The sequence below is a fragment of the Acetatifactor aquisgranensis genome, from assembly GCF_943193215.1.
GTDB lineage: Bacteria > Bacillota > Clostridia > Lachnospirales > Lachnospiraceae > Acetatifactor > Acetatifactor aquisgranensis.
In genome coordinates, this window is record NZ_CALPDH010000019.1 from 77,913 (window position 1) to 92,794 (window position 14,882).

13 protein-coding genes are annotated in these 14,882 nt (G+C 55.1%); 11 read left to right on the forward strand and 2 right to left on the reverse strand.

The window, feature by feature from the left end:
- Positions 1–135 precede the first annotated feature (135 nt).
- The gene (locus NFS35_RS16750) at positions 136–990 is read left to right on the forward strand and encodes an SDR family oxidoreductase (RefSeq protein ID WP_251208273.1); all 855 of its coding nucleotides are present in this window, start codon (positions 136–138) and stop codon (positions 988–990) included.
- A gap of 26 nt (positions 991–1,016) precedes the next feature.
- Here NFS35_RS16750 and NFS35_RS16755 read toward each other — a convergent pair whose 3' ends face one another.
- The gene (locus NFS35_RS16755; protein WP_251208274.1) at positions 1,017–2,063 is read right to left on the reverse strand and encodes a hypothetical protein; all 1,047 of its coding nucleotides are present in this window, start codon (positions 2,061–2,063) and stop codon (positions 1,017–1,019) included.
- An 11-nt stretch (positions 2,064–2,074) separates the two neighbouring features.
- The gene (locus NFS35_RS16760) at positions 2,075–3,172 is read right to left on the reverse strand and encodes an MBOAT family O-acyltransferase (RefSeq protein ID WP_330640301.1); all 1,098 of its coding nucleotides are present in this window, start codon (positions 3,170–3,172) and stop codon (positions 2,075–2,077) included.
- 75 nt (positions 3,173–3,247) lie between these two features.
- On the opposite strand from NFS35_RS16760, the gene NFS35_RS16765 reads away from it, so the two are divergent.
- The 10 genes from NFS35_RS16765 (at position 3,248) to NFS35_RS16810 (ending at position 14,688) form a co-directional block, all read left to right on the forward strand.
- Positions 3,248–3,409: a hypothetical protein gene (locus tag NFS35_RS16765; RefSeq protein WP_251208316.1), complete on the forward strand. Its 162-nt coding sequence runs from the start codon at positions 3,248–3,250 to the stop codon at positions 3,407–3,409.
- Between the two features lie 590 nt (positions 3,410–3,999).
- Positions 4,000–4,770, forward strand: coding sequence for a LytR/AlgR family response regulator transcription factor (locus NFS35_RS16770; protein WP_251208275.1), 771 nt, complete (start codon positions 4,000–4,002; stop codon positions 4,768–4,770).
- Positions 4,770–5,741 carry a sensor histidine kinase gene (locus NFS35_RS16775; protein ID WP_251208276.1) on the forward strand — a complete coding sequence of 324 codons (972 nt, stop codon included), beginning with the start codon at positions 4,770–4,772 and terminating at the stop codon, positions 5,739–5,741. The genes NFS35_RS16770 and NFS35_RS16775 overlap by 1 nt, the downstream gene beginning before the upstream one ends.
- 162 nt (positions 5,742–5,903) lie before the next feature.
- Positions 5,904–6,161, forward strand: coding sequence for a glycosyltransferase family 2 protein (locus tag NFS35_RS29330; RefSeq protein WP_251208277.1), 258 nt, complete (start codon positions 5,904–5,906; stop codon positions 6,159–6,161).
- A gap of 60 nt (positions 6,162–6,221) precedes the next feature.
- Positions 6,222–8,000 (forward strand): ABC transporter ATP-binding protein, encoded by a 1,779-nt coding sequence (locus NFS35_RS16785; protein ID WP_251208278.1) that lies wholly within the window; start codon positions 6,222–6,224, stop codon positions 7,998–8,000.
- A gap of 220 nt (positions 8,001–8,220) precedes the next feature.
- On the forward strand, positions 8,221–10,059 hold the full coding sequence (locus NFS35_RS16790) for an ABC transporter ATP-binding protein (RefSeq protein WP_251208279.1): 1,839 nt from the start codon (positions 8,221–8,223) through the stop codon (positions 10,057–10,059).
- A gap of 100 nt (positions 10,060–10,159) precedes the next feature.
- Positions 10,160–10,654, forward strand: coding sequence for an SseB family protein (locus tag NFS35_RS16795; RefSeq protein ID WP_251208280.1), 495 nt, complete (start codon positions 10,160–10,162; stop codon positions 10,652–10,654).
- Between the two features lie 359 nt (positions 10,655–11,013).
- Positions 11,014–12,207 carry a hypothetical protein gene (locus NFS35_RS16800; RefSeq protein WP_251208281.1) on the forward strand — a complete coding sequence of 398 codons (1,194 nt, stop codon included), beginning with the start codon at positions 11,014–11,016 and terminating at the stop codon, positions 12,205–12,207.
- Positions 12,208–12,377: 170 nt separating this feature from the next.
- On the forward strand, positions 12,378–13,376 hold the full coding sequence (locus NFS35_RS16805) for a M23 family metallopeptidase (RefSeq protein WP_251208282.1): 999 nt from the start codon (positions 12,378–12,380) through the stop codon (positions 13,374–13,376).
- Between the two features lie 127 nt (positions 13,377–13,503).
- The gene (locus tag NFS35_RS16810) at positions 13,504–14,688 is read left to right on the forward strand and encodes an amidohydrolase (protein ID WP_251208313.1); all 1,185 of its coding nucleotides are present in this window, start codon (positions 13,504–13,506) and stop codon (positions 14,686–14,688) included.
- The last annotated feature ends 194 nt before the right edge of the window (positions 14,689–14,882 follow it).

Consider the following 14,882-nt stretch of genomic DNA (forward strand, 5'->3'; position numbering starts at 1 on the left):
ATTATAATACCAGATATAGAAAATGACAAGAGTGTTACAAAAATATTTCATATACTTGTTGATTTTCTGCTGCTGTGCTATACTTTTCACAGGAAGAAAATACGCTTCTGAGACTGGGAAGACGAGGTATGGGGCATGAAGAGGTTATTGGTGACAGGGGCATCGGGCTTTATGGGAAGCAGGGTGGTGGATTTCTATCGGGGAAAATATGAAATCTGCGCACCAGGCCACGGCGAAATGGACATTACGGAGGAGGCGGAAGTCATTTCCGGACTGCGGGACTGGAGGCCGGATTATGTGGTGCACTGTGCGGCGATTTCGGATATCGGGCGCTGTGAGCAGGAGCCGGAGCGGTCTTTGCGCATCAATGTGGACGGCGCGGTGAACCTGGCAAAGGCATCTGCCCTGGTGGGCGCGAAATGCCTGCTGTGCAGCTCGGATCAGGTATATGCGGGAAGTATCGTCACAGGGCCCCACCGGGAGACGGAAAAAGTCACGCCGGGAAACCTGTACGGACGGGAGAAGCTTCTTGCGGAGGAGAAGTGTCTGGAAGTAAATCCTGACTGTGTCAGCCTAAGGCTTTCCTGGATGTATGACGCGCGGACTCTGAACGAAAAAGAGCACGGCGATTTCCTGCGGACTCTTCTGGCGAAAATCAGGACTTCGGAGACGCTGCGCTATCCGGGCAATGACATGCGCGGCATCACGGATGTGAACGAGGTGGCGGAACATCTGGAGGCAGCTTTCTCCCTGAAAGGCGGCGTCTATAATTTCGGCTCTCCCAACGCGAAAAGTATGTATGATACAGTGCATTCCCTTTTTGAAAAGCTGGGCTGGGAGACAGAGCGTCTCGCAAGGGATGGGGAGGCTCATGGGGGAAATTCCAGAGACCTGACCATGAGCCAGGAGAAGACAAACGGCGCGGGCATTTATTTCATGGACACGGAGGAGCGGCTGGTGCGGTGCATCCGGGCTGCGATTCAGAACTGAAAGTCCTGGGCCGTTTTATGCTCTGCTTATGGCCAGCAACTTTCATAATCAAATGCCAGCAGCCAGTCCTGCATCTTTTGAAGAACCTCCCGGTAATCTGCCTCTGTCACCCGGTATGTGCCATCCGCGAAACAGTAAGTCATGTAGTCGTTCATATCATGATTGTAGTGGGTATAATCACAATAATGTTCCAGATTTGTGATGTATTCATAATTGTTCTGGAAAAAATATATCTCTACATTAGGATAAGCAAGCAATCGTCCCATGATTTCTCCGATTTCCGCCATATAGGCAGGGATACTCCCCTCAGCCATACAGTTATACCAGTAAAGGATGCTGTACGGCGGGAAAAAAATAACAAATTTGGTATCTTCCATATTCTCAATATGCGGCTGAATATAATTTTCCATATTAAAAATCGTATTATCCATAAAGCTGTCAGCAGGAAGAGTGACGCCTGTCATCTCTGGCGCAGTATATGACAATGCAATTGTCTCTTTTCCATATCCCATATACATCCATGACCAGTAGGCCTGGTTGAGCGGCGTGTCAGCTTTCTTGAGCTGTGGCTTTATGATATATTCCCTGATGACATCCCTGTTGAACAGATACGAAACATCGTTAAAAAGATTATCGTCACACAGATATTCCGGGCAGCCGTAAGCCATGATTCCGGGTTCAGCATGATAGTTGAGCGGATCGATTCCTATGAAGACGGTTTCAATGTCGCTATTATATTCCTGAATCAATTCAAGGTAAGTCGAAATGTCAAGAGGGTATGCTGCATTGACGGACAACTTTATAGTATTAAGGCCCATTGTCTCATCAAAGAGGAGTGTGTCAAAGTTGACAGTCATTGAAGAACCGAGAATGACACTGTCGTAGTCGAAATTCTTGATCATGCCGGGATTTTGTGAAATCTGATTATCAATCACATAGTGAAAGCAGGAAAGCGGTTTATGATATTGAAAAAAAGGATCTACCAAAATGACCAGTGCGGCAATCAGACTCAAAGCAGTACAGAGAACAACTATTATAATGCGAAATGCTTTCTTATAACTGATGATTTTCACAAAAACGCCTCCTAAAAATTAAAGTATAAAAAGATGCTGACTCCTGAAAAAGAGAGCAGACACCACAAAAGAAGTCCGCAATATAGCATACATTTTAGCAGTGTCGGCTTGAACTTCGGCCATTCCCCTGTCTCGGAAATACCCTTGCAGCCCCATATCAGCCATGCCGATATCAGGCAATGGCATGCCATGGAAAAGTATGGGACAAAGACCAGACCCTCCAGATGTAACGCCTTGAAAATGTAATCAATTTCCTGCAAATCAAAGAAAGTTGCCAATTCGCCATACGTGCCCGGTTCATGAAAACGGAACATGCTGCTTAGGAGAGTCAGAGCCTGGTCAACGGAATCGGCTCTGAAAAACACCCAGGCGATGCTCACGGCCGCAAAAGTAACCGCCTCTGCCAATATCTTCCGCAGCTTACCCGACACAGGCGGTTCATGTCTGATAAAGGGCAGGTGCTTTTTTATATCATGAAAAATGCGGACGGCAATATTCATGATTCCATGCAACAGTCCCCAAAGGATAAAAGTATATCCGGCGCCATGCCAGATACCGCTGATCAGGAACACGATTAAAATATTCAGATAAGTGCGAAGCCTCCCTCTGCGGTTTCCTCCCAGAGGAACATAGAGATATCTGGTAAAAAATCGGGTCAGTGTAATATGCCAGCGATTCCAAAAGTCAGGGATATTCTCCGCCTTATATGGTGAGATGAAATTTACCGGAATACGCAGGTTGAATAGATATCCGATTCCTGCAGCCATGTCACAGTAACCGCTGAAGTCAAAGTAAATCTGAAGAGCATAGAAAATAATCACCAATATGGTGCTGAATCCTGACAATAAGTGCAGCTCACGGTACCCCCAGTTTACGGCTTGTCCAAGAGTATCTGCCAGCAGTACTTTCTTCGCAAGGCCGATGACAAATATGCAAAATCCCGTATAAATGTTCTTATAGTCAATATGCTTCAGCTCAAGATTGTTGAATTGTGGCATCATCTCGCGATAATTTACAATAGGACCGGCAATCAGCTGAGGAAAAAATGTTACAAAAAGCATGTAGTCACAAATGGGCTGTCTCTTTATGTCGCCCCGCCTTACATCCACCAGAAAGGCAATCTGCTGAAAAGAAAAGAAACTAATGCCTAAAGGAAGCAGAATGTTCTTCAGGAAAAGGGAGGTATGAAACAGATAATTGATATTTTCAATAAAAAAATTATAGTATTTAAAATAGAACAGCAGCCCAAGGTTAAAAAGGACTCCCAATCCGCACCAGAAATTATGCATCGATTTTCCCCGCTTCAGGCATGCGGCTATTTTAAGGTGACAGACATAATTCACTAAAATGCTTGCTAATATGACCCACAGATAGGAAACGTTAAAATATGCATAAAACCAGAGCGACATGCCGGTTAGAAAATATTTTGCATATTCATACTTTTTCTTTGCATTGAGAAAAAAATACCCCGACCATGCAAGCGGTAAAAAGAGCAGTATGAATATATAGGAATTGAACAGCATGTTTGAACCCTCCGCCCATCATAGTATATAACGTTCTTATTATATCCAAGACAACAAGCAGAGTCAAATATTAAATCCGTCTTTTGTTTTCCTTTTGTTTTCCGCTGTGGGCGGGTCTTTAGCAGCTCCATAATAAGAAAAGTATCTGCAGGCCGCTTACATAACGCAGTCCTGCATAAACAGCAGCGGCAAAGGCACTTCCAAAAGGATGCGCAAGCCGGGTACGCTCAGGAACTTGCTGAAATCCCTGGCACCGGCAGGGACGGCGTGATGGCATGGGCCGGGGAACTTTAGGCTGTCAATACGGTTCCGGGGCAAAAACGGCGATTTAGTAAAGAAAGTGTACATTTTTCGCTGTGGACGGAAGCCGGACTATAATGATATAATGACCTTATTCAAGGGAAAGCGGCCGGATGGCAAATGGACGCATGCAGGGGAAGGAGGAAACCGGGATGCGCATAGTGCTCTGTGACGACGATGAAAGGATTCTGGTACAGCTGGAAAGCTATTTAAGGGAATATTTCCACCAAAACGGCCTGGGACAGCCGGAGTACGCCTCCTACACCGACGGGGACGCCCTCCTGGCGGCTGAGTACGCTCCGGACACCCCCAGGGCGGACATGGCATTCCTGGACGTGGAGATGCCCGGCATCAGCGGCATCCATGTGGGGGCCCGGCTCCAGAACCGCAACCCCTATATCAAGATCTTCATCGTCACCTGCTACGCGGACTACCTGGACGAGGCCATGAAGTTCCATGTGTTCCGCTACCTCTCCAAGCCCCTGGACAAGGCGAGGCTCTTCCGCAACGTGAAGGACGCCCTGTACCAGATCAGCGTCTACACCAGGCCCATCGCCATAGAGACCAAGGCGGAGACCGTCACAAGGTACGCGGACGAGATCGTGATGGTGGAGGCCATGGGGCGCAGGGTGACGGTGCAGACCGTGGACAGGCTCTACGAGTCCGTCCAGAGAATGGGAGAGTGGGAGAAGCTCCTGGACATCGGATGCTTCGCCAGGCCCCACCGGAGCTTCATCGTCAACATGAAGTATGTCAGTTCCTTTTCCGATACCCTGATATCCCTTTCCGCCCCGGACGGCGGACAGTACAGCGCCTATCTGGCCAGGCGCAGGTACAAGGGCTTCAGGGATGCCTATATGCTGTATGTGGAGACCATGCGCTGATGAGAGAGACGGTTTGTTTGCTGCTTGGATTTGCCCTGCTGGCCTTTGGCAGCAGGCTTCTGTATCGGTTCTATCTGAAGATATGCGTCCGCCTGACCAAACCGGACCGCGCGCTCCCTCAGGACTGCGGGCCCCTGGCCCTGGTGCTGACAGGAGTTTCCCTGTTCACCATATTCCTTTTGTTAGTCATGGCTTACATGGGGGCGTTTCTGAACCTCCCGCCCAGCACAGGCTCCGTGCTGCTGGCAGGAGCCCTTCTGCTGGCGTTCGACGACCTGCTGATCTTCGCCGGATGGCAGTACGGCAGGCGAAAGGAGCAGGCGAACCTGACGGACCAATTGGCCCTCCAGAAGCGCCAGACGGAGGTGGGCTATTACAGGGCCCTGGAGGAGCAGTACGACAGGCAGCGGGTGCTCATCCACGACATCCGCAAGCACCTGGAGACCCTGCGGGACCTGGCGGAGGAGGGGCTGGAGGAGGAAGTGGCGCGGTATGTGCGCGAGCTGGAGGCCTCCCCGGCCCTGCAGAACAAGGTGCGCATCTGCGGCAACCGGATTCTGGACGTGATCCTGCGCCGGTACGGGGAGATCTGCCAGGAAAAGGGAATCGCTTTCCTGGTGGACGTGCGGGACAAGTCCGTGGACTTCCTGGAGCCCGGCGACATGACCGCGCTCTTCGGGAACCTCCTGGAGAATGCGGTGGAGGCCTCGGCGGGAGCCCGGGACGCCTATCTGGAGCTGATGGTGGACGCCAGGCCCGGGAGCCTGTTGGTGGTGACTCTGGTGAACTCCTGCAGGGAGGCCCCGAAGAGCGACGGCAGGGGCGGCTTCCTGACCCGCAAGGCCCCCGGGGCCGGGCACGGCACAGGCATGAAGAGCATCAGGGACACGGTGGAAAAATACGGGGGCACCATGCGGCAGTATTACGAGGAGGAGGGGAAGTTGTTCCACACGGTGATACTGCTGAAATGATGCTCCCCAAAAGCTGTCAAAAGGCTGCAGCCAAACCTGCGGACGCCAAAACCGCCGCTTTTTTGACCGTTCATGCAAAACGGGTTGTAATCCCTGCCAGGTCTGCTATACTGCTGACTAAGGCGCGAACCAAAAGCGCCTGGAAAGCGAGGGGGGCGGCCTATGAGACCATTGATATCCGTTTTGATTCCCGTATATCAGGTGGAGGGATACCTGGGCAGATGCCTGGACTCTGTCCTGGCCCAGACCTATCCCGACCTGGAGATCTGCATGGTGGACGACGGCCCAGACCATCGAGACCCTGTACCGGCTGGCAGTCCGGCATGGGGCGGACATCGTACAGTGCAAGATGGGGCACACCGGCGAGGATGCCATGCCTCCCATGGACATAGACAATCCGGACGAGAGGGTCTATCCTGACAGGGAGCAGGTCATGGTAGCAAAGGGGAGCTGAGGGCAAAATAGGAGATTTGGACAAATATGGAAAACACGCTTTTACGTTTTTATATAGACAACAGGAAACATCTCCCCGGCATCGCCTTTATCGTGGGTATCTCGCTGCTCTCAGGCATCCTGAAGATGCTGTCGGCCACCTACTGGGGGCGGGCTGTGGACTATGGCATCGCCGGGCTGGTGGAGGAGATGCTGGGCTGCGCGGTCCTGATGGCGGCTTTCATCCTGGCCGACTGCGTCCGCACGGCCCTGCATTATACGATCATAGGCCGGGTCACGGAGAGCATGTTCCTGGAGGTCAGGACCAGGGCCTTTGGGAAGATCATGAGGGGGGACGTGGCGGTGCTGGAGAGGAAGTTCCGCACCGGGGACATCGCGGTGCGGCTCAACGATGACATCGACTTCCTGAGCATTTTCTCCGCCAACCATCTCAGCGATTTCTCCAGACGGATTTTTTCCGGTCTGTTCGGGCTGGTGGCCTGCATCTTCCTGTCCTGGCAGATGTCCGTGGTCTATCTGGTAATCCTGCCTCTCTCCCTGTGGATGGTCAGTGCCATCAGCAGGCCCGTCCAGGCCCAGTCCAAGAGCTCCATGGACGACACCGGCGCGGCCATGGGGCTGGCGTCAGACATGATAACCGGGGCCCTCACGGTGAAGGCCTTCGCGGGGGAGGAGGTGCTGGGGCAGCGCTTCGACCGGGCCATCGACCGGGCCTACGGCCAGAAGGTGAAGTCCGAGAAGCTGGCCATGAAGATGACGGGGGTGAAATATGTGGCCACCGTGATGCAGACCATGTGCCTGTTTCTGGTGGGCTCCTGCCTGGTGTCCGCAGGGAGGCTCAGCGCCGGAGCGTTCATCTCTTTCGTCACATTGAGCGGCTATATCACTACGGCTTTCGAGCACTCGGACTACATGCTGCTCTGCGCCAGGAGGGCCGCCGCCTGCGCCTGCCGGTATTACGAGGCCATCGACATCCCGGAGGAGTGGCAGGGGGTGGTGCGGGAGGCTCAGGGAGAAATGCCCTGCGAGGCCTCGGGGCTGCACTTTGCCTATGGGGCTGACGGCGGCCGGGAATCCGGCGGCGGGCATGGGAACGGCGGCTATGATACGGTGTCTGCTCTGGCAGGACTGGATATCAGGATTCCCGGAGGGAAAAAGGTGGCCATCGTGGGGGCCAGCGGCTGCGGGAAGTCCACCCTCATCAAGCTCATCTGCCGGTTCTATCTGCCGGGTAAGGGGAGCCTTAAGCTGTTCGGGGTGGAGTCCGCGGAGTGGGAGGCTGCGGCCCTGCGGGCCCATATGGCCATCGTGACTCAGGACGCGGTGCTCTTCGACGGCAGCATCTATGAGAACGTGGCCTACGGCAGCCCGGCCGCCACCAGGCAGGACTGCGAGGATGCCCTGCGCCAGGTGGCCCTGTGGGATTTTGTAAACGGCTTCCCGGAGGGCATGGACCATTGTATAGGCGAGGGCGGGAATTCCCTGTCCGGGGGCCAGAAGCAGCGGCTGTGCATCGCCAGGGCCATGGTGAAGAAGGCGGATCTGGTGCTTTTGGACGAGGCCACCTCCGCCCTGGACTTCCAGACGGAGCGGGAGGTGCAGGAGGCCCTGGATAAGCTGCTGGCGGGCCGGACCGCCGTCATCATAGCCCACAGGCTGAGCACCGTGCAGGACGCGGATTATGTCTACTGCATGGACAGGGGCCGGGTGGCCGAGGAGGGGACTCCGGAGGAGCTTTTGGCGAAAAAGGGGATGTACTATGAGATGTACCGAATGCAAAGTATGCACGGGATGAAGATTTTCTAAGGTTGGAAAGTACCAACCTTAGAAAATCTAAATCATTCCGGTAAGAATGCCAAGTGAACAAGGTTTGCTTTGTGCAGGCATTCTTGCGGGCCTGCACCAATTGTTCCTGACAACAGAACTGCGTTCTGTTGTATGTTCCGCTTTAAGCGGCATGACGGGAGTGTGAACCGAACAGCGCTGACCATGGAATGGTTGAAAAGGGATGAATGGAGATAAAACGATGAAGAAATCCATGTTCGCATTATACTATAGAAGCTTCTCCTACATGGGCCCGGCCCGGAAGAGATATCTCCTTGGCCTGGCATTGGGGGCTTTCGAGCTGGCCATTCTGTTTTCCATGCCTTATATCAACCAGGAGCTGATCGACATCGTCACCGGGGCCAGCCAGGGCGACATCATGGCGACCCTGTTCTGGATGCTGGCAGTGTTCCTGCTGTTCGTGCCGCCGGTGGTCTATGGCAAATATCTCCAGGCCATTTCCACTGCCCAGGGCACGGTACGGCTGCGGAAGCTCCTGTTCGGCCATATCCTCCACATGCCAAACGGGGCCATGGCCCGGTACAAGATTGGCGACTATATCACCCGCCTGACCAGCGATGCGGAGGGAGCCATGGCGGTGTTCAATACCTTTCTGGTAGTGAATCTGATCCGGTTCGCGGTAATCTTTCCAATCACCCTTGTGATGCTGCTTCTGGGGGACTGGCATATCGCGGTGGCGGGGGTGCTGTACAGCGGCATCAACATGGGATTGTCCCTGTACCTGAATCCCCTGGCCAAGCGGCTGGAGAGAGGGGCGAAGGAGGAGATAGCCAGATCCGCCTCTTTCCTGATAGAGGCCCTGCGCTCCATTCCCGTGATACGGGTGTTCGCCCTGCAGGCGGCCCTGGCCGGGCGCTACAGAGCCGCCTGCGGCGTGATCCGGGAGAAGCGCATGAAGAGCCAGACGGTCATGGGCATCACCTATGGCACCGTGGACTTCTTCGCCCAGTCCGCCCAGGCGGTGGGGTTCATTTTGGGCATCGTCCTGGCGGGCAACCAGGTGACCTTGGGGAAAGCGGTGTTCCATGCCACTTTGATGAGCATGATGGCGGATTCGGTGTTCCGGCTGAGCACTTTCCTGCTGCTGTCCCAGTCCCGGCTGGTGGCCATGGAGCGGGTCTTTAAGCTGCTGGATGAACCTCTGGAGGATTTGGAGGAGGGCAGCAGGGAGATAGGCAGGGACGGGGACATTGCGGTGGAATTCAGGGATGTGGGGTTCTCCTATGGCATAGGCATGCGTGAGGCTGGAGAGGCTGGGGAAGACAGGGCTGAGGCCGGGGCTGTGGCAAAGGGAGATGGCACGTCTGAGACTGGGGCATATGTGCCAGGGAAAAATGTGACAGAGCATCTCGACCTGGTCCTGCACAGGGGAGAGCATCTGGCCATCGTAGGCGGCTCCGGCGGCGGGAAGTCCACGGTGATCAAGCTGATGGAGGGATTCTATGCGCCCACGGAGGGGGAGATTCTTTACTTCGGCCAAAAGGGCGCAGGGCTCTCCCTGGCGGCGATCCGGGAGCTCTTCGCCTATGTGCCCCAGGAGTGCACCCTCTTCGACGGCACCATCCGGGAGAACATCGCGCTGGGAAGACCCGATGCCATCCAGGCCCGGATTGAGGAGGCGGCGAAGATGGCGGATATCCATGATTTCATCATAAGCCTTCCGAAAGGCTATGAGACCCAGGCAGGCGAGCAGGGCGGCCAGCTCTCCGGGGGCCAGAGGCAGCGCATCGCCATCGCCCGGGCCATCCTTAAGGAAGCTCCAATCCTCCTCCTGGACGAGGCCACCGCCGCCCTGGACTCTGCGGCGGAGCGGGAGGTGCAGCAGTGCCTGGACAGGATTGCGGATTCCCTGACCACCGTCACCGTGGCCCACAGGCTCTCTACCATCCGAAATGCCGACAGGATCCTGGTGATGGAGGGCGGCAGGATAGTGGAGGAAGGGGATTTCGAAGGACTGCTCCAGCGCCGGGGGAGGTTCCGGGAGCTGTATGAGAGCCAGCAGAGGGAAAGTCACAGATGAAAAGCAGAAATTTTGGTTGCGAAAACCGCCCCGGCTGGCTATAATATAGAAAGCACAGCAAAAGCAGGACAAGAAACACCAAACAGAAAAAGGAGAAATCATGGAATTCAATAAACCCGTATCCAACCCGCTGCTGGTAGGCTCCATCGAGCTGATGAAAGCCGAGGACACACCGGCGCACCGCAACATGTTCATAGGCGAGCTTTCCAAGGCCAGTTTCCTCTCCCCCGCCGTGATCGAGCCCGCGCCCGAGCCGGACAAGGACGGCAAGCTGGGCATCGCTCCCGGCAGCAAGGTGCAGTTCCCCATGCTGACCAGGCCGGACGGCGCGAAGTTCTTCATGGCTTTCACGGACGAGGCTGAATATGAAAAATGGCAGGAGAAGAACCAGAAGTTCCTTACCTTTGCCCTGAAGATAGAAGACTACGCGGCTATGATACTGCGCCGGGATGCCCATGGGAATATCTGCCCCGCACTGGGCATGGTGATAAATCCTTTCGGGGCCAATATCGTCCTGCCCAGGGAGATGCTGGCCGGGATGATGTCCGCAAAAGCGGCACAGGCTAAGCAGGCGGTGGATAAGCAGAAGAAGTGACCGTAGCGGGATAAACGAAACTGCGGCGGGCTGGAAAAAACAGGCTAAAGAAAGCCGCAAATATGTCGATATACTTAGTACAGGAAAGCAGTTAGGCCGACTGCTCCGAGTACAGATTAGATATGGACACCACGGATGGTATTTATACAGGGAAAGGAATTCCCTGTCTAAGTGCCATTTTTTTATGCCGCAGGCGCCACAGCGCGAAGCGGTGGTACGCCTCGTAAAAGCGGGAGGCTGAAGAGGGGGGCGTGCCCGGGGGACAGGATGGAAACCATAAAAAGTCCGGCAGGACAGCGGAACCCGCATCATGGAGGATGGGGAACCTCAAAGCCTGCAGGATGGGTGGACATAAAGGAGTGAAGAAAGAATTGAAGATTGATTCCGGTACAGTGGGAATGACGTCAGCCAGAAATTATCGCTCGACCTCTGTTTCCCTGAGACGGTTTACCGTACTGAAATATCAGGGGAATCTGACAGGCGGCGGAAATGCCCTGGACGCTGCCCTGGGAGGAGGGACCGGGGACGCATCGGGCGCGGGAGAGACGGATGGGAAAAAGGCCCGGGCGGATCAGTCCGCATCGGCGCTTCAGGACTGGAAGAGCCGCCTGCAGAGCCGCAGCTCCAATATGACGATCAGGAGCTCTGCCAGCGAGACCATGGCTCAGATTCGCCAGACCACGATTCGCTATATTTATGATATCCTGTTCTCGGCCAGGAGGAGCCGCTTTGGCCTGTGGCAGAACCGGAGCACGACTCCTTATGAGGCGGCCCGGCAGAATGGGAACGGCGCTTCAGGCATTCAGAACCAGAACGGTTCCGGACTGGTACAGAACGGGCAGGAGGGTGTGAACCTGGGGAACATGGCGGATATGCGGGTGCTCTCCTATGTCAACGAGACGATTAAGACAGAGTCTGAGGCGACCAGCTTTTCCACGGTGGGCACGGTGCGCACCGCTGATGGCAGGGAGATTGATTTCAATATAAACGTAGGCATGAGCCGCAGTGTCCAGGAGCGCTATATGGAGAGCCTGCAGCTGAGCTTTACCATGTGCGACCCGCTGGTCATCAACCTGGACACGGATATCGCTTCCCTCTCTGACCAGACCTTTTATTTCGACATCGACGCGGATGGGGAGCTGGACGAGATATCCCGGCTTGGCCCGGGCAGCGGCTATCTGGCGCTGGACAAGAACGGGGACGGCCAGATTAACGACGGCAGCGAGCTGTTTGGCACAGCCAGCGGAAACGGCTTCGCGGATTTGGCAGAGTACGATGAGGACGGCAATGGCTGGATCGACGAGAATGACGCCGTCTGGGATAAGCTGAAGATCTGGTGCAAGGACGAGAACGGGAACGATGTGCTCTACAGGCTGGCCGACAAGGGCGTAGGCGCTATCTGCCTGCAGAATGTCTCCACGGATTTCACCTTAAAGGGCAATGCCGGACAGACACAGGGCGCCATCCGCAACAGCGGCGTGTTCCTCTATGAGAACGGCTGCGCGGGCACCGTACAGCATGTGGATGTGGCAAAGTATCAGGCACAGGCCTGATTTCATGAAAAAGAAAGGACAGCTTTTTGATGAGAGAAGCTGTCTTTTTTCATGCATAATTCCTTTCCGATAGGGCAAACTGTAAGCGAGAAAACGAATATCATAAATTTTGGGATATTTGGTATATCAAAACAAGTTTGCTTTGAATGAAAAAGGAAGGGAAGGCAGCTATGAGAAAAAACAGAAGGAACAATGCGAAGAAAGAACGCACCATCATGATTGCATCATCCGTGTTCGTGCTGGCGGCACTGACCATGACGGGAATCTACATGAAATCCAACAACACACAGGAGCAGGACGATGGCTATACCATCGACTTTACTGCGCTGGAGAACAATGCGGAGGACAAGTATGAGGAGATTGCCCGGAACGAGCCGGTGGAGGAAAGCGCGGATTCGGGAAAGGACAGCATCGCAAAGAATATTCCTGACAGCACGGAGGAAATTTCCGGGAAAGAGGATGACCTGGACTATCTGCCCATGGAGGCAGGTTCCGCTCTGGTGAAGATACCGGGACTCACCGACGGGACGACGGAGGAGATGCCGGAAGAGATACCGTCGGCCGACACCATCGCCCAGGAGCCGGAGATAACCCCGCAGATGCCGGAGGAGGGGACAGAAGGCGAAGACGCTGACGCTACAGCGACGCCGGAGGCTCCCGTCCAGGAGAGCGGAGATGGCGCTGCGGATGCGGGAACCTCCAGTGAGGCGGATAGCGCCGACGGCAGCGCGGTAGCGGCAGAGCCTTTGCATTTTGCGGAGAGCGAGGGACTGCTGCGCCCGGTGAGCGGCGAGGTGCTGATTCCTTTCAGCATGGACAGCAGCGTCTATTTCTCCACACTGGACCAGTTTAAGTACAATTCTGCCCTGATGATAGCTGCGGAACAGGGTTCTGCCGTGACAGCCTGCGCGGACGGCCAGGTCATCTCTGTTTTTGAAAATGAGGAAATCGGGCATGCCCTTACGGTGGATCTGGGGGACGGCTACCAGATTACCTACGGACAGCTGGATGAGATTCGCGTCATGGAGGGCAGCTATGTGGAGCCCGGCGAGGTCATCGCGTTCATCGCGGCGCCTACCAAGTATTACAGCGTGGAGGGCAGCAATCTGTACCTGAAGCTTACGCTGAACGGCGCTCCCGTGAACCCGGAGGTGCTGTTCCAGCCCTGATTTCATTGTTCATGCCACTTGGTGGCATTGCCACTGTGGTGGCATTGCCACTGTGGTGGCATTGCCGCTGTTGCGGCATGGGAATCCTGATTTGTACGCCCGCCGCAGCGGGCAGATGGGAGTTGATATGTATATCATCGGTGGTCTTATCAAGACAATGGCCGGCAGGGATATCAGAGACGGATATATCCGGATTCAGGATGGAAAGATAGCGGAAATCGGAAAGCGGGATGAGAAAGCGTTTCATCCTGAGTCCGGTGAGCGGGTCATAGTGGCGAGAAACGGCCTGGTCATGCCGGGACTGATAGAGGCCCACTGCCACATGGGCATCACGGAGGAAAAGAAAGGCATGGAGGGGGATGACTGCAATGAGACAGTAAACCCCGTCACGCCCTGCCTGCGGGCCATTGATGCCATCAATACCATGGACGCTGCCTTTGACGACGCGGTCCGGGCGGGGATCACCTCGGCCATGATAGGCCCCGGCAGCTCCAATGTGGTGGGCGGCCAGTTCGCTTTCCTGAAGACAAAGGGGCGCAGGGCGGACGATTTGGTGGTGAGGGCTCCCGCGGCCATGAAAGTGGCTTTCGGGGAGAATCCCAAGGTCAACTATTCCGGCCAGGGGAAAAGCCCCTCCACCCGGATGGCCATAGCCGCCATGCTGCGGGAGGAACTGACCAAAGCTTTCTCTTACCGGGACAGGAAGAAAAAGGCGTCTGAAAGCGGGGAAAGCTTCGAGGAGGATTTCTGCCTGGAATGCTGGCTCCCTGTGCTGGAGCGTGAGATTCCCCTGAAGGCCCATGTACACCGGGTGGATGATATCTTCACGGCAGTCCGCATCGCAAAGGAATTCGGTCTGAAGATGACGCTGGACCACTGCTCCGAGGGGCATCTGATAGCGGAGGAACTGGCAGCGGAGGGCTTTCCCGCCATTGTGGGGCCAGACCTTGCCAGCAGGTCTAAAATCGAGGTGCAGAACATGGCATTCAAGACTGTGGGAGTCCTGAACCAGGCTGGCGTCATGACGGCCATCACCACGGATCATCCGGTATCATTGATTTCGTCCCTGCCGCTGTGCGCGGGGATGGCAGTGAAATCGGGGCTTTCGCTGGAGGAGGGCTATAAGGCCATCACTATCCATCCGGCCGTCATCTGCGGCGTGGCGGACAGGGTGGGCAGCCTGGAGGTGGGGAAGGACGCGGACATCGCAGTCTTCACCGGGAATCCCATGGAGGTGTTCACCAGGACGCTGTATACCATCATTGACGGAGAAGTGGTGTATGAAGCGGATGAAGCAAAGGAGGCAGTCTGACGAAAGTTTTTCGTCGGACTGTCTTTTTTATATGCAGGGAGCCTCCGGAGGAGGCTTGTCTGGAGGGGGAATGGTTGACTCGGATTCCCTTTCTTAGTATAATGAAAAAGCCGGTGGGACAGCGGGTTGCATGGGACCGCTGTCATGTATCGGCAGGCAGCGGAATAAATATCAATAGAATGGCTATATAGCGC